The 24,773-nt window shown below is 63.9% G+C and carries 20 protein-coding genes and 1 tRNA gene; 8 read left to right on the plus strand and 13 right to left on the minus strand.

What is annotated here, in order from left to right; all coding sequences use genetic code 11:
• Window positions 1-57: 57 nt before the first annotated feature.
• The 13 genes from ACZ46K_RS04560 to dnaA all read right to left on the minus strand — a co-directional run bounded on the left by ACZ46K_RS04560 (window position 58) and on the right by dnaA (window position 18,081).
• Window positions 58-131 (minus strand) — tRNA-Ile (locus tag ACZ46K_RS04560).
• A 75-nt stretch (window positions 132-206) separates the two neighbouring features.
• Window positions 207-1,397, minus strand: coding sequence for a DUF3566 domain-containing protein (locus ACZ46K_RS04565; protein WP_464746895.1), 1,191 nt, complete (start codon window positions 1,395-1,397; stop codon window positions 207-209).
• On the minus strand, window positions 1,398-3,902 hold the full coding sequence (gene gyrA / locus ACZ46K_RS04570; protein ID WP_464746897.1) for a DNA gyrase subunit A: 2,505 nt from the start codon (window positions 3,900-3,902) through the stop codon (window positions 1,398-1,400).
• Window positions 3,903-4,034: 132 nt separating this feature from the next.
• Window positions 4,035-4,832: an MHYT domain-containing protein gene (locus ACZ46K_RS04575; RefSeq protein WP_054805601.1), complete on the minus strand. Its 798-nt coding sequence runs from the start codon at window positions 4,830-4,832 to the stop codon at window positions 4,035-4,037.
• 339 nt (window positions 4,833-5,171) lie between these two features.
• A complete protein-coding gene (locus tag ACZ46K_RS04580) occupies window positions 5,172-5,726 on the minus strand; it encodes a GTP-binding protein (RefSeq protein ID WP_054715879.1) in 555 nt (184 codons plus the stop codon).
• Window positions 5,727-5,739: 13 nt separating this feature from the next.
• A complete protein-coding gene (locus ACZ46K_RS04585; RefSeq protein WP_054805600.1) occupies window positions 5,740-6,114 on the minus strand; it encodes a DUF742 domain-containing protein in 375 nt (124 codons plus the stop codon).
• A 13-nt stretch (window positions 6,115-6,127) separates the two neighbouring features.
• Window positions 6,128-6,544 carry a roadblock/LC7 domain-containing protein gene (locus ACZ46K_RS04590; RefSeq protein WP_054805599.1) on the minus strand — a complete coding sequence of 139 codons (417 nt, stop codon included), beginning with the start codon at window positions 6,542-6,544 and terminating at the stop codon, window positions 6,128-6,130.
• Window positions 6,541-10,245, minus strand: a complete 3,705-nt coding sequence (locus ACZ46K_RS04595; RefSeq protein WP_464746900.1) for an ATP-binding protein — start codon at window positions 10,243-10,245, stop codon at window positions 6,541-6,543. The genes ACZ46K_RS04590 and ACZ46K_RS04595 overlap by 4 nt, the downstream gene beginning before the upstream one ends.
• A 382-nt stretch (window positions 10,246-10,627) precedes the next feature.
• Window positions 10,628-12,664 (minus strand): DNA topoisomerase (ATP-hydrolyzing) subunit B, encoded by a 2,037-nt coding sequence (gyrB, locus tag ACZ46K_RS04600; RefSeq protein WP_464749236.1) that lies wholly within the window; start codon window positions 12,662-12,664, stop codon window positions 10,628-10,630.
• Between the two features lie 214 nt (window positions 12,665-12,878).
• On the minus strand, window positions 12,879-13,454 hold the full coding sequence (locus ACZ46K_RS04605) for a DUF721 family protein (RefSeq protein WP_464746902.1): 576 nt from the start codon (window positions 13,452-13,454) through the stop codon (window positions 12,879-12,881).
• A complete protein-coding gene (gene recF, locus ACZ46K_RS04610) occupies window positions 13,441-14,679 on the minus strand; it encodes a DNA replication/repair protein RecF (protein WP_464746904.1) in 1,239 nt (412 codons plus the stop codon). The genes ACZ46K_RS04605 and recF overlap by 14 nt, the downstream gene beginning before the upstream one ends.
• Before the next feature lie 25 nt (window positions 14,680-14,704).
• Window positions 14,705-15,889, minus strand: a complete 1,185-nt coding sequence (dnaN, locus tag ACZ46K_RS04615; RefSeq protein ID WP_054805897.1) for a DNA polymerase III subunit beta — start codon at window positions 15,887-15,889, stop codon at window positions 14,705-14,707.
• Between the two features lie 545 nt (window positions 15,890-16,434).
• Window positions 16,435-18,081: a chromosomal replication initiator protein DnaA gene (gene dnaA / locus ACZ46K_RS04620; RefSeq protein WP_464746905.1), complete on the minus strand. Its 1,647-nt coding sequence runs from the start codon at window positions 18,079-18,081 to the stop codon at window positions 16,435-16,437.
• Between the two features lie 471 nt (window positions 18,082-18,552).
• Here dnaA and rpmH point away from each other — a divergent pair, with 471 nt between their 5' ends.
• The 8 genes from rpmH to ACZ46K_RS04660 all read left to right on the plus strand — a co-directional run bounded on the left by rpmH (window position 18,553) and on the right by ACZ46K_RS04660 (window position 24,751).
• The gene (gene rpmH / locus ACZ46K_RS04625) at window positions 18,553-18,696 is read left to right on the plus strand and encodes a 50S ribosomal protein L34 (RefSeq protein ID WP_054809984.1); all 144 of its coding nucleotides are present in this window, start codon (window positions 18,553-18,555) and stop codon (window positions 18,694-18,696) included.
• A 21-nt stretch (window positions 18,697-18,717) separates the two neighbouring features.
• Window positions 18,718-19,095 (plus strand): ribonuclease P protein component, encoded by a 378-nt coding sequence (gene rnpA, locus ACZ46K_RS04630; RefSeq protein ID WP_464746907.1) that lies wholly within the window; start codon window positions 18,718-18,720, stop codon window positions 19,093-19,095.
• A complete protein-coding gene (gene yidD / locus ACZ46K_RS04635; protein ID WP_054805899.1) occupies window positions 19,092-19,382 on the plus strand; it encodes a membrane protein insertion efficiency factor YidD in 291 nt (96 codons plus the stop codon). Before rnpA ends, yidD begins: the two co-directional genes overlap by 4 nt.
• A gap of 71 nt (window positions 19,383-19,453) precedes the next feature.
• Complete coding sequence (yidC, locus tag ACZ46K_RS04640; protein WP_464746909.1) at window positions 19,454-20,566, plus strand: membrane protein insertase YidC; 1,113 nt, start codon at window positions 19,454-19,456, stop codon at window positions 20,564-20,566.
• A gap of 22 nt (window positions 20,567-20,588) precedes the next feature.
• Window positions 20,589-21,131, plus strand: coding sequence for a Jag family protein (locus ACZ46K_RS04645; protein WP_054805900.1), 543 nt, complete (start codon window positions 20,589-20,591; stop codon window positions 21,129-21,131).
• Window positions 21,132-21,239: 108 nt separating this feature from the next.
• A complete protein-coding gene (gene rsmG / locus ACZ46K_RS04650) occupies window positions 21,240-21,920 on the plus strand; it encodes a 16S rRNA (guanine(527)-N(7))-methyltransferase RsmG (RefSeq protein WP_054805901.1) in 681 nt (226 codons plus the stop codon).
• A 624-nt stretch (window positions 21,921-22,544) separates the two neighbouring features.
• Entirely contained in the window at window positions 22,545-23,519 is a 975-nt protein-coding gene (locus ACZ46K_RS04655) for a ParA family protein (RefSeq protein ID WP_464746912.1), read from the plus strand.
• Window positions 23,516-24,751 (plus strand): ParB/RepB/Spo0J family partition protein, encoded by a 1,236-nt coding sequence (locus tag ACZ46K_RS04660; protein ID WP_054805902.1) that lies wholly within the window; start codon window positions 23,516-23,518, stop codon window positions 24,749-24,751. Before ACZ46K_RS04655 ends, ACZ46K_RS04660 begins: the two co-directional genes overlap by 4 nt.
• Window positions 24,752-24,773 lie beyond the last annotated feature (22 nt).

Below are 24,773 nucleotides of genomic sequence, written 5' to 3' on the forward strand. Positions count from 1 at the left end.
AATGCCGTTCCCATCGCGATGAGAACCTTCATTCTGCTGCCCTTTCGGCACGGGGAGTGGGCCTAGGAGGACTTGAACCTCCGACCTCTTCGTTATCAGCGAAGCGCTCTAACCGCCTGAGCTATAGGCCCTCGAACCGATTCGGAACACTACCCCAACGACACTGGAAGAACAAAATTGCATCGATGGAGCAGTGTTCCTGCAGGTCAGTCCGGGTCGGCCAAAGTGACCTGAACGCCCCCGACGAGGTCGCTGCAGAGGTTGTAGATGAATGCACCGAGCGTCGCAAGAGCGGTCATCAGAATCATGTTGGCGAGACCGATGACCGTCGCGTAGCCGAACACCTGGCCGACTGTGATCAATCCGTCACTGCCCGACTCCGACACGAGGTCGGTGAAGGCACTGTTCAACCGATCCCACACGCCCATGCCGGCGAGCACGCCGTACAGCAAGCCCACCGCGATCATCCACACGAAGAACAGTGACAAGGAGATCACTGCGGACACCTTGAGCATCGACCACGGGTCGATGCGGCGCAGCTGCACAGTCGCCCTGAGCGCGTCACCCGCGGTGGGTGCCACGACGACGGGACTCGCGTGCGGTGTTTCCGCCGCCACCGGTGCCGCCGGCGTCGGATGCTTCACGCTCGACAGGTCCGGCAGGTCCTTCGCCAGATCCTTGCGCTCGATGTGCCGGGTCGGGCCGTCGATGACCGCAGACTTCGCCTTCGCGGCGGCACGATCGGAACCCTGCGCGCCTCCGGTCATGGATGCCGCCGCTGTACCGGTGACGACAGGACGCGTCGACGCAGCGCTGCTCTTCGCAGCAGGGTTGTTCTTCGCAGCAGGGTTGTTCTTCGCAGCAGGGCTGCTCTTCGCCGCAGCAGGCTTACCTACAGCGGGCTGGGGACCCGTTGCGGGGCGCTGAGAGGTCCCTGACGGGCGATTCACGGCCTTCCCCAGGCCCGGCCCGACCCCGGGGAGATTGGTCTGGGGGGTGTTCTGCTGCGGCGCAGAACCCTGCTTGTCGGCAGTCGGTTGCTGCCCACGCTGCCACGGCGGTGTCTGACCCGTCGGACGCGCCGTGGGGTTCGAACGCTGCACCGGCCGCGTCGCCTGCTCCTCGGCGGGAGCCGGGTCGCCCTTGCCCGCGTTCGCGACGGACTCCGAGGACACGGCCGACTTCTGGATCGGCTGGTTCTCGGACTCCGACGCAGGCTTCTCGACGGGCTTCCCCGACTGAGCAGCGCTCGGCTTCACGGCGTCACCCGCAGGCTTCGGCTGCTTCTCAGCGGCTGGGCCGCTCGGATCGGTCTCCACCTCGCGTCCGTTCCGGTCCTCGGGCTTCCGGGCGGATTTTCCCTGGTCGGATCCGTTCGGCCCCTGGGGAGTGCTCACTTACGACTCCTTCGATTCGGATGCGTCGATCTCCTCGGGCTCGTCGGCGTTGCGTGCAATCGCAAGCAACGTGTCGCCGTCGCCCAGGTTCATCAAACGCACACCCTTGGTCTGTCGGCCTGCCTTGCGTACCTGCTTGGCAGCAGTACGAATGACACCGCCGCCGGACGTGATCGCGTACAACTCGTCGTCGTCCTCGACGATCAGTGCACCGACCAGGGTGCCACGTCGCTTGTCGTACTGGATCGTCAGAACACCCTTACCACCGCGACCCTGGACCGGATAGTCGTCCATGGGCGTGCGCTTCGCATAGCCACCGGAGGTCGCCACCAACAGGTACGTGCCCTCCTTGACCACGTTCAAGGACAGCAGTTTGTCCTCGCCGTTGAACCGCATGCCCTGGACACCGGACGTCGCGCGACCCATCGGGCGCAGCGCTTCGTCGGTGGCCGAGAAGCGGATGGACTGGCCCAGCTCCGACACGAGCAGTAGATCGTCCTCGGCAGAGCACAGCACGGCGCCGACCAGTTCGTCCTCGTCGCGCAGGTTGATCGCGACGATGCCGCCCGACCGGTTGGAATCGAAGTCCGACAGTCGCGACTTCTTCACCAGGCCGTTGCGTGTGGCGAGCACCAGGTACGGGGCGTCCTCGTATGTCGTGAGGCGGATGACTCCCTGGATCCGCTCGTCCGGCTGGAATGCCAGCAGGTTCGCGACGTGCTGGCCACGGGCCGTGCGGTTCGCTTCGGGAAGTTCGTACGCCTTCGCCCGGTATACGCGGCCCTTCGTGGTGAAGAACAGCAGCCAGTCGTGCGTCGACGTCACGAAGAAGTGTTTGACGATGTCGTCCTGCTTGAGGTCGGCGCCCTTGACACCCTTGCCTCCACGCTTCTGCGACCGGTACAGGTCGGTGCGGGTGCGCTTGGCGTAGCCGGTCTCGGTGATCGTGACGACCACGTCCTCGCGGGCGATCAGATCCTCGTCGGTCACGTCGCCGTCTGCAGGAACGATGCGGGTGCGCCGCTCGTCGCCGTACTTCTCGACGATCTCCTTCAGTTCGTCGCGGACGATTGCGCGCTGTCGCTCCGGCTTGGCGAGGATGTCCTTGTAGTCGTCGATCTCGCGTTCGATCTCGGCGAGGTCGTCGACGATCTTCTGGCGCTCCAGGGCCGCGAGCCGGCGCAACTGCATCGCCAGGATGGCGTCCGCCTGGATCTCGTCGACGTCGAGCAACTCCATGAGGCCTGCGCGGGCGATGTCCACGGTCTGCGACGCGCGGATCAACCTGATGACCTCGTCGAGGGCGTCGAGAGCCTTGACCAGGCCACGCAGGATATGGGCCCGCTCTTCGGCCTTGCGCAGCAGGTACCGCGTCCGTCGGGCGATGACCTCGATCTGGTGGACGACGTACAGCCGGATCATCTGGTCGAGGCGCAGCGTGCGCGGCACCCCGTCGACGATCGACAGCATGTTGCACCCGAAGCTCGTCTGCAGCTGCGTGTGCTTGTAGAGGTTGTTCAGCACGACCTTGGCGACAGCGTCGCGGCGGACGGTGACGACGATGCGCATGCCGATGCGGTCGGACGACTCGTCGTGGATATCGGAGATGCCCGCGATCTTCGCGTCGCGCACCTGCTCCGCGATCGACGTGATCAGGTTGTCCGGGTTCACCATGTACGGCAACTCGGTGATGACGATGAACGACCGCCCCTTGGAGTCCTCTTCGATCTCCACGACGCCGCGCATCTTCACCGAACCACGCCCGGTCGTGTAGGCATCGTGAATGCCCTGCGAACCGGTGATCAGGCCTGAGGTCGGGAAGTCGGGGCCCTTGATGCGCTCCATCACCGCCGCGAGCGTGGCTTCCTCGTCGGCCTCGAAATTCTCGAGAGCCCAGTAGACCGCCTCGGCAACCTCATTGAGGTTGTGCGGAGGAATGTTGGTCGCCATACCGACCGCGATACCGCCCGAACCATTGATCAACAGGTTGGGGATACGGCTGGGGAGAACCGTCGGTTCCTGGGTACGCCCGTCATAGTTCGGCTGGAAATCGACCGTGTCGTGGTCGATTTCCCGCAGCATCTCCATGGCGAGCGGAGTCAGACGGCACTCGGTGTACCGCATTGCTGCCGCGCCGTCGTTTCCTCGGGAACCGAAATTGCCCTGTCCGTCGACGAGCGGGTACCGCATCGACCACGGCTGGGCGAGACGCACCAAGGTGTCGTAGATCGACGAGTCGCCGTGCGGGTGGTAGTTACCCATCGTCTCTGCAACCGCACGCGCAGACTTCACATAGCCACGGTCTGGACGGAAGCCGTTGTCGAACATCGCATACAGCACGCGCCTGTGCACAGGCTTCAGACCGTCACGCACATCGGGGAGGGCGCGGCCCACGATCACGCTCATCGCGTAATCGATGTAGCTGTTCTGCATCTCCTGCTGGATGTCGACGGGCTCGATGCGGTCGTGCCCCGCACCCTCCGGCGGCAACGTGGTGTCGGTCATGAGCTCCTTCTTCTACTCGGCTCGAACGTCCGATCCGAGCTCGGGCCCGACGAACGTCTCGCAACCACCCGAGTCTATAGGTGCAGGTCAGCTACCGCCGTCAAGGACAGGCACTTTCTCCGAACCAGTGCCTCAACGAACGTCGTCCATCCAGTCCGCGATCTCGTATTCGTCCTGGAGATCCTGGTCGCTGGGCGCCGCCATCAACAGCACAACCGTGGCCGCAAGTGCGATGACGCCGAGGACGAAACCCGGGAACAGCAACGTCGCTGCGGGCATCCCCTCCGGCACCTGCGCCATCGGATCCAGGACCACGGACACGCCCGCCATCCCTGTGTAGTGCAGTGCGACGACCGCACAGCCCATCAGTACAGCAGCCGGTAAGCGCACCACGCGACTATCGACATTGAGGCTGAGCCACAAGGCAGTGAAGGCGGCAACGATTCCGATCGCGAACGACGCGACGACGTAGGTCAGCGCCTGATCGAGCGTGCCTGCCACACGAACCGCGGCCATGCCGCTGTAGTGCATCGCACCCACGGCGAGGCCCATGATCACACCCCCGAGCGGGAGTCGCAGGTCGTCGCGCATCCACTGCATCCAGGGCTCGTCGGCATCGATGACGGCGAGGCCGAACCAGGTGGCACCGACAGCGAGCACAACGGACAGCAAAGTCAGCCAGAGGTTGTAACGGATGACGACTCCCGGAATCTCGAAGCCGATCATGCCGGTGAAATGCATCAACCAGACGCCGACCCCGCCGATCGCGACGCTCGCCAATGCAGTCCAGCGGCGCTTGTCCCGGCGGTGGGTGGCCTCCCTCGCGCGGCGCGCGCAGGTCAAGCCGATGTAACACCCCACGATCGAGGTCAGCCAAGCCAGGAAGAAGACCCACATTCCCATGGAGAAGTGGTGAAGTTCGTGCGACATACGTTCCCCCTGGGGACCGACACATCCTCGGTGGACGTGTGACATGGATCGAATATTCGGCAAGGCCCCCGATACCGAAGAAACACTATGTCACGAACATCGAAAACCCCTGAACGAGAAACCATTCAAGAGACCAAGCCGACGCCGTTACGGCAAGTGTGACCCACCTGTCATCGATCGCGACGCGGCAATACCCAACCACCACACACGGACTCCGCCGGTTGACGCAGTGCGCGCGTACGCGCACTCGCCACTCCGACGAACACCCCGATTGCCGAGGTGATGGTGTCCCGCGCCGTCATCCATGACCCATGATGAACGGCTGCCGACCCGAATCCCCTACTGCGCCACCGGCTGATGCAACTTCCGGAGTGCGTATTCGGTGACGGTGACAAGTGCCTGCTTGGCCGATTCACGCGAGCGAGCGTCGATCGACACGATCGGCACCTCCGGAGAAATGGCCATGGCCTGGCGGATGTCTTCGAGTGGGTACCGCGGCGCATCGTCGAATTCGTTGATCGCGACGATGAACGGGAGGTTGCGCGCTTCGAAGAAATCGACAGCGGCGAAGCTCTCGTCCAGTCGGCGGGTATCGATCAGTACGATCGCACCGATGGCACCTCGGATGAGGTCGTCCCACATGAACCAGAACCGATGCTGGCCCGGCGTACCGAAGAGATACAACACGAGGTCCTCGGCCAAACTGATTCGGCCGAAGTCCATGGCCACGGTCGTGGTCGACTTCTGCGGCGTTGCCGCAAGGTTGTCGACGCCATCGCTGGCGTTCGTCACGAGCGCTTCCGTGCGGAGCGGAACGATCTCCGACACAGCCCCCACCAGCGTGGTCTTGCCGACACCGAATCCGCCGGCAATCACGATCTTGGTCGAGGTCACGCGCTTCGTAGCGTTAGAGTTCGCGAAGTCCACTGAGGACCCTTTCAATCAGCTCACGACGCTCCGCGTCGCTCGAATCGTCTTTCAGCGTGGCCAAGATCTGTACATGCCCGGCTTCGACGAGGTCGGCGACGAGCACGCGGGCAACGCCGAGCGGCACACCCACCCTCGCTGCGATCTCGGCGACCGACGGGGACTCCTTGCACAGCTCCAAGATCGTGGCGTTGATGTTGTCCAGATCCCGGGCCCGACTGTCCGTCCCCGGAATTGCTTGGATCAATGCTTCCAACGCCAGTTCGACCGCAGGACTGGTGCGTCCCGAAGTCAGCGAGTACGGCCGGACCAGACTTGGCTGGTCCGGCACCGACTCCGGCTTGCGCGGTTCCATGGCCACCTCGACGTCAGGACCCCAGGCCGACCCGAGGCGTCGCCTCGACCGACGCACCGACGCGGTCGACCAGGAGTGCCATCTCGTAGCCAACCTGTCCGATGTCGCATTCCGAAGCAGTGAGCGCAGCGAGGTGCGAGCCGTCGCCGACGCTCATGAGCAGCAGGTAACCGTGCTGCATTTCGACGACGGACTGCAACACTCCGCCACCGTCGAACAACTGCGAAACTCCGTTGGAGAGGCTCGCGAGTCCGGACGTCACCGCAGCGAGCTGCTCGGCTCGGTCGACCGGAAGATGTGCGCTGGCCGCCATGAGGAGGCCGTCGGCCGACACGAGCACCGCATGCGAGACACCTGGGACTTCGCGCGCAAAGTTGGAAACCAACCAGTCCAATGGACGAGCTACATCGGATCCATGATCAATGTTCATCGAACTCCCTGTTCATTGTTCTCGCGATTACTTGTCGTCGCCGACGCGCGCCCATTACGAACGCCCTGCTGGTGGCGACTGAGATTGGCCCGAATGGATTCCGGGTCACGACGTCGGAGTGCGCGCTGTTCCGTGGTCACAGGTTGGCGCACCGCACCTGGGACGAGGCGTTCGCCCGGCGCGCGACGGGGAAGACCGGAGGTGGTGTGTTCCTCCACCGGCACTTCCGCTGCACGCTGCGCGGCCTGCCATCCGGAGTCGGCCGCCGAATGCCACTCGCGCTTCCGTCGATCCTCGGGAAGGTTCGTCGGATCGACGAGCCAGTCCGACATCATGTCGGAGAAGATCGGACTGCCTGCCGCGGAGTGCGGTTTCAGCGAACCCACATCCGGACGCGGCTGGAAGAACGACGCGGTCTTCGCCGAGTTCGTGCGGTAACGATGCCGGGCGGCATTCTGCGCATCGGACTGCTCCGACACCGAACCACCATCGGCGATACTTGCCGGCCGGGCCGCAGACTGCGGGATACGCGGCGAAGAACCCGGCTGCCGACGCGGCAGGCCGAAAGCTCCACCACGACGGTTCTCACTGCTGGTCGGCGGGCCTGCCTGCAGAGGCGCCACTTCCGGTGTTGCACCGGGACGACGCTGCGGAAGTCCGGACGAGGTGACTTCTGGCGGTCGAGCATCCTGCTCGCTTCGAGTCGGCTGTGCTGCACGACCGTTCGACTCTGTGTGGCCACTCTGATTCTGTGACGGCAGACCCGGAGTGGAGCCCGGCTGACGCTGCGGAAGGCCCGGCGTGGAACCGGGGTTGCGCTGCGGCAGACCCGACTCGGGGGCGTCCTGCGGCGGCCGCACTGCCCGCACCGGAACACCGGGGGTTGCACCCGGGCGACGCTGCGGAAGATCAGAGCCCTCAACTGCCGACCGTCCCTGCTCCGAACCACGGTGCTGCGGAGCCTGATCCTGAACCGGACGACGCTGAGGAAGGCCCGACTCACGAACCGGCGGGGCCGCCATGGCGTGCGCTGCGTGGCCGGACGATTCTCGGTTCTGCTCGTCCTGGTTCTGTGCTTCCCGAACCGGGGCCTCGTGACGCGACGACTCCTGATCCGGTGCACCGAACTGCGGCAGCCCGCCCTGCGGTTGCTGATCCTGCCGCTCACGCTGGTCATGCTTGCGCTCGAGGTTCTCGCGACGCCCGCTCTCGACGCTCGGATCCACGGGTGTGCGGTTGGCACGCGACGGAAGCGCCGACGCGAATGCTGCCGCGGCATCCGGCTGGATCCTTCGCGGAGCCTGCTGTCCATCCGGTTGCGGCAGACCCGGAGTAGAGCCTGGGCTGCGCTGCGGAAGTCCGGGAGTAGAGCCTGGGCTGCGCTGCGGAAGACCCGGCGTAGAACCGGGCTGACGCTGCGGCAGACCAGTCGGCGCCTGCTCGCGCGGCGGCTGTTGCCGAGGCGGAGCGGCCGGAGCCGAGTGGAACGCCTGCGGCTGAAGGTGCGGCTGAGATTGCGGCTGCGGCTGTTCGCGGTACACCGGTTGCGGCTGCGGCTGTTCGCGGTACACCGGTTGCGACTGCCGCTGTTCGCGGTACACCGGCTCCGACTGCTGGAACCCTGCCGGGGCAGTGTCCGGACGACGGATTTCTGTGAGCTGGTCGTCGACGCGGGAGTCCTGATGCGAGTCGGCGCGCACCGGAAGGTATTCCGGAATCGGCTGCGAGTGTTCGTGGTCCGGCGCCTCGTCGGCGTCCGGCGCGGGCAGCGCATATTCCTGTTGCTGTTCGACGGAGATCTCCTCCGCCTCGGCGTCGACAACGACGGGACTCGGCTGGGCCAGCGCCAGCGGCGACATGAGCAGAACGTCGGGGATATGAACGCTCGCAGTAATACCGGGATTGCGCGCGGTGTCGAACGTCGGCCGCAGGCGCACGGTGAGCCCGTGGCGATCTGCAAGACGCGAGGTCACGAACAGACCCATATGACGAGCGGTGTCCGGGCCCACCTCGCCACCCTGGCGGAGACGGTCGTTGATCAACTCGAGTTCGTCGGAGGGGATACCGATTCCGCGGTCGGCGATCTCGACGAGCAGACCACCGTCGACGGCACGCGCGAAGCTGAAGGTGACTGTGCTGTCCGGCGGAGAAGCACGCAGCGCGTTGTCCACCAACTCTGCGAGCAGGTGGACGATGTCCGTCGCGACGGCACCACTGAGCGCACCGTCGGGCGTGGAACCGATCTCGACTCGCTGGTAGTCCTCGACCTCGGACATCGCAGCACGCAGGATGTCGCCGAGCTGCACCGGTGCGGACTGGCCACGGCGCATACGTGTACCGGAAAGAATCAGGAGGTTGTCGCCGTTACGGCGCATACGTGCCGCGAGGTGATCGAGTTTGAACAGGCTCTCGAGACGGGACGGATCCTTCTCTTCGTACTCGAGTCGCTCGATGAGCCCGAGCTGCTGTTCGACGAGCGACTTGCTTCGACGCGCGAGCGTCTCGAACATGTCGCTGATCTGCAAACGGAGGTGCGCCTGCTCGCCGGCGAGACGCAGAGCCTGACCGTGCATATCGTCGACGGCGCGGGCAAGCTGACCGATCTCTTCCGTCGTGTGCACCGGAACCCGAGTGAACTCGATGTCCTCGATACTGTCGCCGACCTTGATCCGGTCGATGGCTTCGGGCAGTTCCTGACGCGCAACCTTGAGGGTGCCGTACCGCAGGCGACGGATCGGGCCGACCAGCGATCGCGACACGAGCAACGCGAGGACCAGGGCTACGAGCAGCGCGGCGAGCACGAACGCAGTATCTCGGAGTGCGGCGGAACGAGTCTCCGCCGCGCGGTCGACGACAGTCGTGGTGATCGCTTGTGAGGCTTCGTTGATGATGTTGGCGTATACATCGACGCTGTGGAGCATCGATTCCCGCAGATCCATCACCGGAAGCGGTCCCTGACCTGCAGCTTCCACCATCGCGGTGCGCTGGTCGATACCGCTGCGCAGGTCTGCGATCTGCGCGTCGGCAAGAGGGAACGAACGGGCAAGGAGGTCGAGCATCGCGAGTTCGCCGCCGGATGCGGTGACGAGAGCGGTGCCGGAAGTCGTCGGATTCTCGAGGATCTCGATGATGCCGAGCACCTGACCGAACAGATAGCGCTGCGAGTACCACGCGTTGATCAGGCGTGTTCCGTGATCGAGAACGTCCGGGTCGTCGATCTGGTCGAGAATCGCCTCGACGATGCGGTTGAGGTTGTCGCGCACCTCGTTGTAGACCGTGGCGATCTGCGCAACCGGCACGGGGCCGGCCTGCATCTGCCCGTAGAGGGTCTCTGCGGCGGCGATCGTCTGGGTGAGGTCGGAGGTGACAGCGGGATCCAACTCGGGGTTCTCGGCGAGCGGCTTGATCTTCTCGAACGATTCCCGCAGGAGCTCGAGGTCGTCCGGCCGGGCGGTGCCGGAGGCATTGGTCGCGGTGGAAGTTGCGAAAGCAGTCGAGAAGTCGACGATGTCGGGCACACCCACGACTTGGTCAGCGGCGGACGAAAAATGGACCGCATTGCTGAGTTCCGCTTCGACGCGGAGTCCACCGAGGACCATCGCCACTGTTACCGGAACGGCGAGAACGGCAGTGACCTTCCTGCGAAGTCCCCACCCCTCGATATTCCACCACCGCTGCCGGCGCGGTGACTCGTCACTCATGGATTACAGCTCTCCTTCCAACCCGTTCGCGCCGCGCGACGAGCATTCACGACCAACCCACTCGACCGGTGAGCATGATTTCCGCTGGAATGCAGTCGAACGAGACGTTTCTGGGTGAGGGCACCATATCGGGACATACAGGGGATATGGAAGACGGGTTTCCACATACGCCGGGTGATTCCCTTCATGGCCCTGTTCGGCGGCCATGCATACGGATGGCCGATAGGAGTGTACTCATGAGTAACCGCTGAATGTAAGCGGCATTAGTCCGAAATGAGAGTATCAGTAGGGCCTGCGACATGAAATATCACACATCGCAGGCCCTACCGGCACGACACGCCGGAGACGGGGCAGTCTGCCCCGACTTCACATCTCCGCAGGATCAGACGTCGAGGAAGCGCACATCCTTCGCATTGCGAGTGATGAAGCTACGCCGGGCCTCGACATCCTCACCCATGAGCACGCTGAACAACTCGTCGGCCGCAGCGGCGTCGTCGAGGGTGACCTGACGCAGGATGCGCACGCTCGGATCCATCGTCGTCTCCCACAGTTCCTTGGCGTTCATCTCGCCGAGGCCCTTGTAACGCTGGATCCCGTCGTCCTTGTTGATCTTCTTGCCTGCCGCGAGGCCCGACTCGAGAAGAACGTCGCGCTCACGGTCCGAGTACGCGAACTCGGCCTCCACACGCTGCCACTTGAGCTTGTACAGCGGCGGCTGCGCCAGGTAGACGTGGCCATGCTCGACGAGTGGGCGCATGAAGCGGAACAGCAGCGTGAGCAGCAAGGTCGCAATGTGCTGCCCGTCGACGTCGGCGTCGGCCATCAACACGATCTTGTGATAGCGCAGCTTTGCGATGTCGAACTCTTCGTGGATGCCCGTGCCGAACGCCGTGATGATCGACTGGACTTCGGCGTTCTTCAGCACGCGGTCGATGCGTGCCTTCTCGACATTGATGATCTTTCCGCGCAGCGGGAGGATCGCCTGGTACATCGAGTCGCGTCCCGACTTCGCCGAACCACCTGCGGAGTCGCCCTCCACGATGTAGATCTCGCACTTGCTCGGGTCCTTCGACCGGCAGTCCGCGAGCTTGCCCGGCAGGCCGCCGATGTCGGTGGCGCTCTTACGGCGCACCAACTCACGTGCCTTACGCGCTGCGACACGGGCCTGCGCCGACGACACGGCCTTGGTCACGATCGTCTTGGCGTCGGCAGGGTTGGCCTCGAGCCAGTGCGAAATGTGCTCGTTGCACGCCTTCTGCACAAACGACTTGACCTCGGTATTGCCGAGCTTCGTCTTCGTCTGACCTTCGAACTGCGGCTCGGCCACCTTCACCGAGATGATCGCGGACAGGCCCTCTCGGATGTCGTCACCGGTGAGGTTCGGATCCTTGTCCTTGAGGAGCTTCTTCTCCTTCGCATACCGATTGACCACGCTCGTGAGCGCCGCACGGAAACCTTCCTCGTGCGTGCCACCCTCATGGGTGTTGATGGTGTTGGCAAAAGTGTGGACGGACTCGGAGTAACCCGAGTTCCACTGCATCGCGAGCTCGAGCTCGTGGCCGGTGCCCTTCGCGGTGAACCCCACCACCGAGTTGTGGATCGGCGTCTTCGTGCGGTTGATGTGGCGGACATAGTCCTCGAGACCACCCGGGTAGTGGTAGACGCGGGTCTTGGTCTTGTGCACCGGAGGCTCGGCAGCCTCGGCGGCCTCGTCCTCGGCAGTCTTCGGCGCTTCGGCGACCTCCGCGACGACCTCGTCGGTGACCTCTTCCGGGAGCACCCGCTCGTCTGTGAGCGTGATGGTCAGTCCCTTGTTGAGGAACGCCATCTCCTGCAGGCGCCGCGCGACCGTCTCGAAGTTGTACTGCGTGGTCTCGAAGATCCCGTCGTCGGCGAAGAACCGCACCGTCGTTCCGGTGCGCTTGGTCGCCTCGCCCCTGATCAGCTCGCCGGGCTTCGAGTTCGTGTACGTCTGTTCCCAGTGGTAGCCGTCGTTGTCGATCTCCACCTCGAGCTTGGTGGACAGCGCATTGACGACGGAAATACCGACACCGTGCAGGCCGCCCGACACCGCGTACGCGTCGGAGTCGAACTTGCCGCCGGCGTGGAGCTGAGTGAGCACCACCTCGACCGTGGGCACACCCGACGAGTGCATTCCCACCGGGATGCCGCGGCCGTCGTCGACGACCTGGACTCCACCGTTCGCGAGAAGGGTCACCTCCACCTTCGTAGCGTGACCTGCCATCGCCTCGTCGACGGAGTTGTCGACGACCTCCCAGATGAGGTGGTGAAGACCACGCTCGCCCGTGGAGCCGATGTACATGCCGGGACGCTTACGAACCGCCTCGAGGCCCTCGAGGACGGTGATGGAAGACGCACCGTAGTCACTTTTGTTCTTGTTCGACTTCTCGGCAGCCACGGGTGGGTAGCTCTCCTTTTCCGCCTCGGCCTCGCGCACATGCGCGCGGCGCATTCTTGTCCATTCTACTTGGCCTGAGTCCATATGCCCCCCGCGACACAGAGCGCGGTTGCCGCACCGCTGACGTCCCCACAGTCGGCTCGGCGCGGACCGGCGAAAGTGAATTCCTACATCGGCCGAATTTTCGGCGCTCGCACGGAGAGCGGGCTCCGGTCTAGCCGTAGGTGTCGCGGGGGCCGCGACCGCGAATGTGTCGTTCACCCTTGCGCCAGCTCGGCGCGGTGGGGCCGGTGATCCGCAATTCCTTCACCACACCGTGTCCCACGGACGCCGCGATCTTCGCAAGGATCTGCGACTGGATCATCCTCAGCTGCGTCGCCCACGCGGTCGACTCCGCCGAGACATGGAGGATCCCGTCACGCAGGGTCGTGGGCTGTGCGTGCGCGGCGATGTCCTCGCCGACGACCCGCGCCCAACTGCCCAGCACCGTTCCTTCCGACACGTGTGAGGACCATCCACGCTGCTTCGAGATGGCGCCGGTCAACGCGCCCAGCCGCTGGGGGTCGCGGTCGTCGGGCCCGGGACCGGACCATCCACGCTTGCGGCGACGTGGCCGCACCCGGCCGCCCGAGGCACGCCCCTGACCGACCGATTTACCGCTGGCCTTCGCAGCAGCTCGAGCTTCCTCGAGTGCGCGCCGTGCCAGATCGACTCCGCGGAGCTCGGGCTCTGCCCCGTTGTCGGGTTCTGTCCGGTCGCCCTTCGAGCGGGCGCCGTCATCGTGCGTCATCGGATACCTCCCCGACCGATTCTCCTCGCTCCGCCACACCGAGCACGGAGATACGGCCACGTTCGGTTTCCTCGGCGTGCACAGGGAACCTCGCACCGATCAGTTCGGACGGCACGTCCTCGGGTACCGCCGCGGTGATGAGGACCTGCTCGGCCGTCGCCGCAACCGAAGCGAGCGCCGCTCGGCGCCGACGGTCCAACTCGGCGAACACATCGTCGAGCATGAGCACCGGATCCGTACCGTCGGACCGGAGCAGAGTAAACGCACCGAGGCGCAGTGACAGAGCGAACGACCAGGATTCCCCGTGGCTCGCATATCCTTTCGCAGGCTGATCACCGAGAATCAACTCGAGGTCGTCGCGATGCGGACCGACAAGGCACACACCCCGCTCGATTTCCTTGGAGCTCGTCTCAGACAGCCTGCGCAGGAACGCGGCCTCGATCAGTTCGAGGTCGTCACGTTCGGGCACCCGCGCGGGATCGGCGAACTCTGCCGGTAGAACCTCGCCGAGGCTGCTTCGATATCGCAGGACCGCCGGACGTGATTCCGGCGCGATGGACCGGTAGGACTCGACAACGTGCGGTGCGAGATCGTGGAGCAGCGCGATTCGTGCGGCGAGCAACTCCGAACCGTGCGCTGCGAGGTGTCGATCCCACACCTCGAGCGTCGCCAGCGCGCTCGCACCATCACTCGAGCGGGCGCCCCGGCGCAGTACCCCGCCGGCGGTCTTGAGCAACGCCGAGCGCTGACGCAGAACCTTGTCATAGTCCGCGCGCACACCCCCGAGGCGAGGAAAACGGGTGGTGAGCAGTTCGTCGAGGAACCGACGACGGTCGCTCGGGTCGCCGCGGACCAGAGACAGATCCTCGGGCGCGAACAACACCGTCCGGAGAATCCCGACGACCTCCCTCGGTCTCCTCGCCGGCGACTGATTGATCCGGGCGCGATTGACCTTGCCTTCGTTGATCTCGATGTCGATGCCGAGTTCACGGCCACCGTTGACGACCACAGCACCCACGAACGCTCGTGAGGTCCCGGCGCGCAGGAGCGGAGAATCGGAGGACACGCGATGCGATGACAGCCCCGACAGGTACCCGAGCGCCTCGATCAGGTTGGTCTTGCCGTGTCCGTTGGGCCCGACGAAAACCGTTGGGCCCGGAGTCAAATCGGCCGACGCGGTCTCCCATGACCGGAAATCGCGCAGCGCGAAGGTGCGAACGTACACGGACCGTCCACTTTCTGCTTGCCTGTCAGCCCGGCAGGCGCACCGGCATCAACAGGTAGGTATAGGCGCTGTCGGGGGCAGCGAACGTGCCCGACTCGTCGGGTACCGGTTCCTCGTCGGTGGCCGGACGCAGGACTGCCGGACGACTCGACGTGGTGAACCCGAAGGACACCTTGTCGGTGTGCAGCGACGTCAGACCATCGAGCAGGTATCCCGGGTTGAACGCGATGACCATCGGTTCGCCATGGAACTCGGCGGGATGAGATTCCTCGGCGCGTCCCGCGTCGTCGCCACCGGCCGAGAGGAGCACGCTGCCCTCACTGAACTCGAGACGGACCTGAGCTCCACGTTCGGCGACGAGAGCAACGCGCTTGATCGCCTCGACGAGCGGTGCGATCTCGACCGTGGCCATCGCGGTGTGCTCGGCCGGAAGCAACTGGCGGAACTTGGGGAATTCGGCGTCGAGGAGACGCGTCGTGGTACGACGACCGTCAGCGACGATGCCGAGCAGACCGTCGGCACCGACGGAGGAGCCACTGCCGAGTGCCAGCTGGACCACCGGACTAGACGCTCCACCAACAGTTTTCGCGGCCTCGGAAAGGGTCTTGGCCGGCACCAGCACGGCCGAACTGGTGCTCTCACCGGTGGGCATCCACTCGAGCTTGCGCACCGCGAGCCGGAAACGGTCGGTGGCCGCGAGCACCATGTCGGTGCCCTCGATCTCGACACGGATGCCGGTGAGCATCGGAAGTGTGTCGTCCTTGCCGGCAGCGACCGCAACCTGGCCGATCGCCTCGGCGAACAGATCGCCCGACAGCGCACCCGTCTGCTGCGGAAGCTCGGGAAGCTGAGGGTAGTCCTCGACCGGCATCGTCGGCAGGGAGAACTTCGCGCTACCGCAGTTGATGAGCACGCGAGTGCCGTCGAGGACGACATCCACAGGCTTGTTGGGGAGTGAGCGGGTGATGTCGGCGAGCAGCTTGCCCGACACGAGCACCTGGCCCTGAGTGATGACCTCTGCGGGGACATGTACCTGCGCCGAGACCTCGTAATCGAAGCCCGACACCGTCAGGCCCTGCTCCTCGGCTCCGAGCAGCACTCCACCGAGCACCGGAACCGGTGGGCGCGACGGGAGGCTTCGTGCCACCCATGCGACAGAGTCGGCGAAGTCCTCGCGAGCAACACGAAACTTCATGCTTCCAAGCTCCATCGCCCGGGGGATCCTCTCTCGATCGTGGTCATCGACAAGTCTTACGAGTCTGACACACGGCCCCGACTCCATTGCTCGGCGTCGGGGATGCGGCTCCACGGTAGGCGTTCGAGCTCTGCTTGGAAAGCCGGACACCGTTGCGAGGACAGGACTCTCGAGGGCCTGTGGACTCGAGGGATCCACACACCTGTTTTGAAAGAGTATTTCTGAGAAGAACTCACAGAAGTAGTAATAGGTCCTGTGGAATCTGTGGACGAACAACCGTCTAGGCTGGTGAGGCGGTCTTCTCGAGGGGGTCCTACTCGAGGATGAACTCGAGGAATTCTCGAGGATGAATGTGGACTCCTCGAGACTGTTCTTCTTCTGTCCACCGTTCGTCCACAAAGATCCCACGTTCTGCACACCGTTGTCCACAAGTGTGAGTGCGTCTGTTTTCTCGAGATCCGGGACGGAATCGGAAGGTTGCCCACAGGCTGTGGACAGAAAAAATCGGGAGCGTCGTGTCGACGCTCCCGATTGGTGAGTGGCCGTGCAGTGCGTATTCGCTACCGCTTCGAACGCTGCTTGATGCGGGCCGTGAGCTCCTGCACCTGATCGTAGATCTTGCGCCGTTCGGCCATTTCCTTGCGAATCTTCTTGTCCGCGTACATGACTGTCGTGTGGTCGCGACCGAACGTCTGTCCGATCTTGGGAAGTGACAGGTCGGTGAGCTCACGGCACAGGTACATGGCGATCTGCCTGGACTGGGCCAACGGGCGTGCCTTACCCGGTCCGCACAGGTCGTCGATCGAGATACCGAAGTACTCGGCGCACACCGCCATGATCGTCGAGGCGTTGATCTCGAGTGCCGTCGAATCGGGCATCAGGTCGCGCAGCACCACTTCGGCGAGGGTCAGATCGAGTGGCTGCCTGTTGAGGGAGGCGAACGCCGTGACCCGGATGAGTGCGCCCTCGAGTTCGCGGATGTTGCGCTCGATCCGGCTGGCGATGAGCTCGAGCACATCGTGGGGCACGTCGAGCCCGTCCATCCGTGCCTTCTTACTGAGGATGGCGATGCGCGTCTCGAGTTCCGGCGGCTGGACGTCGGTGATCAGGCCCCACTCGAAACGGGTCCGCAGCCGTTCCTCGAGCGTGGCCAGCTGCTTGGGCGGACGGTCCGAGGAGACGACGATCTGCTTGTTCGCATTGTGGAGGGTGTTGAAGGTGTGGAAGAACTCCTCCTGGATGCCTTCCTTGCCTTCGATGAACTGGATGTCGTCGACGAGGAGGATGTCCGTCTCGCGGTAGCGACGTTTGAACGCGACCTTGCGGTCGTCGCGGAGGCTGTTGATGAAGTCGTTCGTGAACTCTTCCGTCGAGACGTACTTCACTCGCATCCCGGGGAAGAGTCGCTGTGCATAGTGCCCCGCGGCGTGCAGGAGATGTGTCTTGCCGAGGCCGGACGCACCCCAGATGAACAGAGGGTTGTAGGCGCGGGCCGGAGCTTCTGCGATCGCCACGGCGGCGGCGTGCGCAAAGCGGTTCGACGCACCGATGACGAAAGTGTCGAACGTGTATTTGGCGTTGAGGCTGCTGCCGATCGCCGGCGTTTCGGGAGGCGGAGGCTGTGTGAAGTACGACGGCCAGGACTCGCGCACCGCGGTGAGCGCCTCATGATCGTCGTCGACCTCGTCGACGTCCCCGTGGTCGGGTTCGAGAGGCTCGTGGTCGTATCCGGGTCCGAAACGGCGATGATAGGGACCCCTGCCGTCGCCGCCGGGCATGGCGTCGCGGGGGGTGCGCCGTTCCCTCGGATCGGCGTCGCGACGTGCGGTTTCGCGCGGCCTGGACTCACGCGAGGCGGGTTCTGTCGGAAGCCCCTCGAGAGGCAATGTGTCGCGCGGTTCGGCGTAGGGATCCTCGGCAGGGTCGTCGACCCGCTCTCTGGGTTCGACGCGAACGCCGAGTCCTTCCACACCCTGCCCGAGATTGCGGTTGAGGACTCGCAGGATGGGCTCGCGCAGATCACGCTCGATCGATTGCTGCGCAAGCGTGGAGGGCACCGAGAGCAGCGCGAAGCCCTGAGCCAGGGTGATGGGTTTGACGAGATTGAGCCATGCCTTCTGACTCTTCGACAATCCACCGTTGTCCACGGTGAGCTCGGAAACGACGTCCGCCCATACATCGGCAAGCGCGTTAGGCTCGTCGTTCACGAAGCTTCCTCCCACAGAGTCGACCGGATTTCCACATGATTATCCACAGGTGTGGACAACCAGGGGAAATTGCCCGGTCGGGCTGGGGATGGATGCGTGAAATTGTGTGCAGAATGCACCGCATTCGTCATCGGCGAAGGCCGGCGGCGGTGGCCTGACGCGAACCGACTGTGGCACACGGTGGCCGGGCGACAACGATCCCCCTCGATGTCATGAGCGGTAGCGTACCGCAGGTGATGGCCGCCACATTGCGTCTCGGAAGGATTCGGTGAAGTCAGCATCGGCGTGTCGGGTTGCGTGATCCCCACCGCCGCGGTTTGATTTCGCATCCGAACCCGAGTAGCCTCGAACAGTCACTCGTACTGCAGTGGCTGGTCCGTGCTGTGTCACAGCGCGCGGGTCATGCGAAATTCCGTAAACGTTGGACCAATGGCGCCTCCTGGTGCCGCAGATTATCGAGGAGTGTTGACCGTGGCCAAGGGCAAGCGGACGTTCCAGCCGAACAACCGACGCCGCGCGCGTGTTCACGGCTTCCGTCTCCGGATGCGGACCCGTGCGGGCCGCGCCATCGTGACAGCGCGTCGCCAAAAGGGCCGCGCTTCCCTCACCGCCTGATCCCGTTACCGGGAGCTCGGGGTGTTACCTGAGCCGTATCGATTGCGGCGCCGTTCGGATTTCTCCGACGCCGTGCGCCGTGGTCGTCGTCAGGGGCGCCGAGATCTGGTTGTCCACGCTCTACAGCGGGAGCAGCCGGATTTCGTGGTGAATGGTGTCGACGGTCCTCGTTTCGGGCTTGTCGTGAGTAAGGCTGTCGGGCCGGCGGTGATTCGACATCGAGTCGCACGCCGGCTTCGTCATATCTGCGTCGAGTTGGTCGAGTCGATTCCTGAAGGCACCGATGTGGTGTTGCGTGCGCTGCCGGGAGCAGCCATAGCCGAATCCCGGGATCTCGAGCGGCAGGTCCGCTCGGGATTGAAGCGACTCGGGATCCTCGACAGCGAGGAACAGCAGTGAATTCGCCCGGGTGGAGTGCTGCGCTGCGGTCTGTTCGCACTGCGCCGGCTCGGGGACTGATCCTCTGCATCGAGCTCTATCGCGTCTACGTGTCGCCCACCCGGATGCCGACCTGTCGATTCTTCCCCACGTGCAGCGAATACGCGGTCGACGCGCTTCGTGCGCGGGGTGTCGTCGTCGGTTCTGTATTGACGGCTGTGAGACTGCTCAAGTGTGGACCCTGGCACCCTGGTGGTTGGGATCCGGTGCCGGAGCGCCGACACCGACCGTCGCCGGCGGGAACCTGAGCGGCGCCTGAAGACCTGAGACCGACGCCGTTGCGTGGCGATCATGGACGACCAGAGGAGTACCTAGAGCCGTGCTCGACTTCATCTATTATCCCGTGTCCTGGATCCTGTGGGTCTGGCACAAAGCCTTCTCCTTCGTGTTGGCGCCCGACAGCGGACTGGCGTGGACGTTGTCCGTGGTGTTTCTCGTCTTCACGCTTCGCGCGATCCTGTACAAGCCGTTCGTGAAGCAGGTCCGCACGACGCGTCAGATGCAGGAACTGCAGCCACAGATCAAAGCGTTGCAGAAGAAGTACTCGAACGATCGCCAGCGGCAAGCCACCGAGATGCAGAAGCTGCAGAAGGAACACGGCTTCAATCCGCTGATGGGTTGCCTGCCGATGCTGCTGCAGGTACCCGTGTTCATCGGTCTGTTCCATGTGCTCCGCTCGTTCAACCGCACGGGTACCGGTGTTGGTCAGCTCGGTCTGTCACCTGAAGAGAACGCGCAGCTCGGCAACTATGCCTTCAGCCCGGATGACGTCCAGTCGTTCCTGAGCGCACGAATTTTCAATGCGCCGATCTCGTCGTGGATCACCCAGCCGATCGAGTCGCTCCAGGCGTTCACGATCGATGGTGGGAGCCTGCCCTCGCGATTGGATATTGCCGTGGTGGCGATTCCACTGATGGTGATCGCGGGTATCGCGACCCACTTCAACTCGCGCGCATCTGTTGCCCGGCAGAGCGCCCAGGCCGCGGCCGCTCCACAGGCCGCGATCATGAACAAGCTCGCGCTGTATGTGTTCCCACTCGGCGTGATGGTCGGCGGCCCGTTCCTGCCCATCGCGATCCTTCTGTACTGGGTGAGCAACAACGTCTGGACCTATGGTCAGCAGCACCTCGTCTTCCGCAAGATCGACCGCGAGGAAGAGGAGAAGCGTCAGGAAGCCCTCACTCGCCGAAACGAGAACGCACCCAAGCCGGGCGCCCGTCCGACCAAGAACAAGAAGAAGGGCGGCGCAGCCTCCGCAGCGGCGACGGATGCCGAACCTGCATCCGAGGATTCCTCGAGTGACGACACCACGGCACAGGCCGGAGATGTGTCGCTGAAGAAGATCGATCCCCAGGCCGGCGGGAAGGCTTCCGGTGCGAGCACACCGAAGCCCGGCAGCCGTCCCAAGAACTCCAAGCGCAAGCGGCGCTGACCGAAGTAGAAGAGAGCTGAATATGGCCAGTGACCTTGACAAGGCACAGGAGGACCTCGAGGTGACCACCGAGCCGCGGGATGCAGAACTCGACGCAGGCGATGACGATGACCTGATCGAAGAGGGCGAGATCGCCGGCGACTACCTCGAACAGTTGCTCGACGTGCTCGACTTCGACGGTGACATAGACCTGGATGTCGAGGGTGACCGCGCTGTGGTCAGCATCGACGGCGGCAAGGATCTGTCCAAGCTCGTGGGGCGGAGCGGCGAGGTTCTGGACGCGCTCCAGGAACTCACGCGATTGGCAGTCCAGCAGGCCACCGGCGAACGCAGCAAACTGATGCTCGATGTTGCCGGCTGGCGCGCGGGTAAGCGTTCCGAACTGAGCGCTCTCGGTACGTCGGCCGCCAAGCGGGTCCTGGAGTCGGGTGAGCGCGAGGAGCTGACCCCCATGACGCCGTTCGAACGCAAGATCGTGCACGACGCCGTTGCTCAGATCGATGGTGTGTCCAGCGAGAGCGAAGGTGCCGAGCCCAATCGGCGAGTCGTGATCATCCGAGATTGATCAACAGCTGATTCGAAGAGGAGCCCGGCCGGCCCGGGCTCCTCTTTTTCATCGGTAGGCGCCACGGATGGACCACCGTCTGTTTGCACTACCCGTTTACGGGAGAGGATGTTTCACGTGGAACACGAAGAGTCCGACCTACTCGGAATCGCTCACCGCATCTTCGGAGACCGATTCGACCTTGCGCAGCGTTATTACGAGTCGTTGTCGGTGGACGGCGTCGAACGCGGACTCATCGGACCCCGGGAGGTCCCGCGGTTGTGGGAGCGACACATCCTCAATTGCGCCGTGCTCGGTGAGTTGATCGAAGCGGACGAGCAGGTTGTGGATGTCGGTAGTGGTGCCGGTCTTCCGGGTATCCCGCTTGCCATCGCCCGTCCTGATCTTCGAGTGAAACTCGTAGAGCCGTTGTTGCGACGTTCTGTGTACCTCGCCGAGTTCGTCGAGACACACGGACTCGAGAACGTGCTCGTGGTGCGTGGCCGCGCCGAGCAACCGGGTGTGGTTCAGGAAGCGGGCGGCGCCGATGTGGTGACGTCGCGGGCAGTGGCTCCGCTCGCCAAACTCGCCAAGTGGTCGTTGCCGCTCATCCATGAGGGTGGGCGGATGCTTGCGCTCAAGGGAAGTTCCGCGGCAGAAGAGATCGAGCGTGATCGTAACGAGCTTGCCAAACTCGGTGCGGGCAACCTCGAGGTACTCGAGTGCGGGGCCGATCTCCTCGAGGTTCCGACACTTGTGGTGAAAGCCGAACGGATTGCGAAGCCTCAGCGACGTCGGAAGATGCGATGAACAGTTTCACGTGAAACGTGAAGTCGACCCCTCCCCTCCCCGCTGGAGTGGGAGGGGTTTCAATTTCGAGGCCGATTGCGACGAAATGTGCGATGTAGGCGGGTGTACTGTGACCCGCAGTAGTTTCGTCACTGTGACAGTTGTTCCAGCCCTATCTGGCCGGTTGCGTTCAAAAGTAGCGAAATATGTTGCAGCACTGCCGGTTTCGATGATCATATTGCCAATAGTGTTCCAATACACAGGATTTCAAGAATCATTGAGTGGAAGTGTGTTGTCACGCAGGCTTCGGGTGTGCTCGGTCTCGCGGGACGATGTTTCACGTGAAACGGTGAGGTGCGATCGCCCCTCCATCGAAGGTTTCACGTGAAACAATCGGGTTCACGTTTCACGTGAAACGTGAACGGCGAGGTGTCGGCGTCACCTGTGAGATTTCTTTTGACATACTTGATCGCGAGCGAAGAAGTGGACACGCGACACGTGCCGGGGACGCACGTTCACGGATCTCAGCTCGCGCATCACCCTCGGGAGTCCACGTCTTCGCTGCAACCGCCGCGCATAGCGAGTGTCGGACGCGTCAAGGATGTAGCGTGCGAACCGAGCGGATCTACGTTTAAGGAGCGTTCTATGTCGGGTGGATCTGAATCCGCTGTTTCACGTGAAACCGAGGCCGCAAGCGAAGACGATTTCTTTCCGGTTCCCGTCGACAGCTTCCCGTCGATGGACACTCCGATCGGAGCGGCTGCCCATCGCGCGAGTCAGGTTCTGCACCCCAGTGAGGCGAACGCACTTCCCAAGCCGCGTGAACGCCGCGTTCTCACGATCGCAAATCAGAAGGGTGGAGTCGGTAAGACGACTACCGCCGTCAACCTTGCCGCCGCTCTCGCGGTTCAAGGACTCACTGTCCTTGTCATCGACCTCGATCCTCAAGGCAACGCGAGCACGGCGTTGGGAGTGCCACACCACTCCGGCATCCCGTCGAGCTACGAGATCCTACTGGGTGAGGTGACTGCCGCCGACGCGGTGCAGCAGAGTCCGCACAGTGAACGACTCTTCTGTATCCCGGCGACGATCGATCTTGCGGGCGCCGAGATCGAACTCGTCTCGATGGTGGCCCGCGAGAATCGGCTCCGAAATGCGGTCACCAAGGAAGCCCTCGGCGACCGCGACTACGACTACATCATCATCGACTGCCCGCCGTCGCTCGGACTGCTCACGGTGAACGCCCTCGTTGCTGGGAAGGAAGTTCTCATTCCCATCCAGTGTGAGTACTACGCGCTCGAGGGAGTCGGCCAGCTTCTCCGCAACATCGAGCTCGTTCAGTCGCACCTCAATCCTGCGCTGCATGTGTCGACCGTTCTCCTGACCATGTACGACGGACGGACCAAGCTCGCAGACCAGGTCGCGGCCGAAGTCCGGCGGCACTTCGGCGATGCCGTCCTCCGATCGGTGATCCCGCGCAGTGTGAAGGTCTCCGAAGCTCCCGGGTACGGGACGACGGTTCTCGACTACGATCCAGGTTCGCGCGGTGCAATGAGTTACCTCGACGCAGGGCGCGAATTGGCGGCACGTGGGCTTCAGGACAACCAGGGGAACCGATGAGTGCGACACGTAAGGGTGGACTCGGGCGCGGCTTGGCGGCATTGATTCCGACGGGCCCGCCCGTCGGGACATCCGACGAAGCTGCAGCCGTGAAGGGCGCCGCAACCAAGACGGATACGGCAGTGCAGACAGATTCCGCGGTGCAGACAGATACCGCGGTGGACGCGGGCGCTGCCCGTGCGCCGGTACCCGCTTCGGAGAAAAAGCAGCCACTGATCAAGTCGCTCACTCGTCGGCCGGTCGGTACCTCCGGCCTGACGATCTCCCCGTCGGGCCTCGGGACCGCAGCGGCCGATGTGATCATCGGCGACGGTAAGGCGGCCTCGAACGGGAGCGCAGAGTCGGTCGCTTCTGAATCGACCACTGCCGGTCCGGAAACGGATACGTCGGAGAAGTCGGCGGCGACCGAACCCCTCCCCTCCCCCAGCGGGGCGGTGTACCTCGAGATCCCGATCGATCGCATCGAGGCGAATCCGAAGCAGCCGCGGCAGGTCTTCGACGAAGAGGCGCTGGGCGAGCTCGTCCACTCGATCCGTGAGTTCGGGCTCATGCAGCCGATCGTCGTGCGTCGGACCGACGGTGACCGGTTCCAACTCATCATGGGTGAGCGACGCTGGCGTGCCGCTCAGCAGGCCGAGCTTCAGACCATTTCCGCGATCGTGCGCGACACCGATGACAACGCGCTCCTCCGCGATGCGCTCCTCGAGAACATTCATCGCGTGCAGCTCAATCCGCTCGAAGAAGCCGCCGCGTATCAGCAGTTGCTCGAGGAGTTCGAAGTCACCCACGAGGAACTCGCGGCACGCATCGGCCGTTCGCGTCCGGTGGTCACGAACATGATCCGGCTCCTCAAACTCCCCATCGCCGTCCAGCGTCGTGTCGCGGCGGGCGTGTTGTCGGCCGGCCATGCTCGCGCGCTGCTTTCCCTGGACGCGGGAGCCGACGCCCAGGAGGTGCTTGCCGCTCGAATCGTGGCGGAAGGCATGTCGGTGCGGGCCACCGAGGAAGCGGTTGTTCTCGCGAATCGTGCGGGACCACCGGACGTGGCGGCTCCCGGGCGGCGGAAGCCGATCCAGATGCCCGGACTGCAGGACGTCGCCGAACGGCTGTCGTCGTCGTTCGATACCCGCGTCACCGTCAGCCTCGGTAAGCGGAAGGGCAAGATCGTGGTGGAATTCGGGTCGGTCGACGATCTCGAGCGCATCGTGACCCTGATGGAATCGCAGAAGTAGGGCGACCAACAGAACCCTTCCT

The sequence above is a fragment of the Rhodococcus sp. JCM 9793 genome, from assembly GCF_055380405.1.

Bases quoted from the DNA above. Each gene is read 5' to 3' on its own strand.
- ACZ46K_RS04605 (WP_464746902.1), bottom strand. From the start codon at position 13,454: ATGACGCACGATGACGGCGCCCGCTCGAAGGGCGACCGGACAGAACCC.
- ACZ46K_RS04585 (WP_054805600.1), bottom strand. From the start codon at position 6,114: ATGGAACCGCGCAAGCCGGAGTCGGTGCCGGACCAGCCAAGTCTGGTC.
- gyrA (WP_464746897.1), bottom strand. From the start codon at position 3,902: ATGACCGACACCACGTTGCCGCCGGAGGGTGCGGGGCACGACCGCATC.
- ACZ46K_RS04590 (WP_054805599.1), bottom strand. From the start codon at position 6,544: ATGAACATTGATCATGGATCCGATGTAGCTCGTCCATTGGACTGGTTG.
- ACZ46K_RS04595 (WP_464746900.1), bottom strand. From the start codon at position 10,245: ATGAGTGACGAGTCACCGCGCCGGCAGCGGTGGTGGAATATCGAGGGG.
- ACZ46K_RS04575 (WP_054805601.1), bottom strand. From the start codon at position 4,832: ATGTCGCACGAACTTCACCACTTCTCCATGGGAATGTGGGTCTTCTTC.
- dnaN (WP_054805897.1), bottom strand. From the start codon at position 15,889: ATGGAGCTTGGAAGCATGAAGTTTCGTGTTGCTCGCGAGGACTTCGCC.
- ACZ46K_RS04655 (WP_464746912.1), top strand. From the start codon at position 22,545: ATGTCGGGTGGATCTGAATCCGCTGTTTCACGTGAAACCGAGGCCGCA.
- ACZ46K_RS04660 (WP_054805902.1), top strand. From the start codon at position 23,516: ATGAGTGCGACACGTAAGGGTGGACTCGGGCGCGGCTTGGCGGCATTG.
- rsmG (WP_054805901.1), top strand. From the start codon at position 21,240: ATGTTTCACGTGGAACACGAAGAGTCCGACCTACTCGGAATCGCTCAC.
- ACZ46K_RS04645 (WP_054805900.1), top strand. From the start codon at position 20,589: ATGGCCAGTGACCTTGACAAGGCACAGGAGGACCTCGAGGTGACCACC.